We start from the raw sequence: 239 nt of genomic DNA, 5'->3' as shown, positions 1-239 counted from the left end.
GTGGTGTCGACCACCGTCGAGGTTGCCGAGCTGTTGCCGACTTCCAGCTTTTCAAAGCCAGGGCCGTTGACGCCGGTGATCGTGGCGGTCAACGCGCTGCCGTCCTTGTAGACGTCTTCGCCGTTGCCAGCCGGAACCGTCAGGGTGCCCGTGGTCTGACCATCGGCAATGGTGATCACGCCACGGTCGGTGGTGATCGTGGTCACGCCTTGGGAGGCATGGCTCAGTGTGGCAGTGAA

At 63.2% G+C, this 239-nt stretch carries 1 protein-coding gene; it reads right to left on the bottom strand.

Annotated features, from left to right (window positions below; genetic code table 11):
- Nucleotides 1-239: immunoglobulin-like domain-containing protein (locus C6382_RS24080; protein WP_158262127.1), on the bottom strand; the 239-nt coding region annotated here is incomplete at both ends.

Origin of the sequence: Pseudomonas sp. BBP2017, from assembly GCF_003024385.1 — a bacterium.
GTDB lineage: Bacteria > Pseudomonadota > Gammaproteobacteria > Pseudomonadales > Pseudomonadaceae > Aquipseudomonas.
The sequence above is the reverse complement of the archived record's forward strand: the minus strand, read 5'-3'. Positions and strand labels throughout refer to the sequence as shown.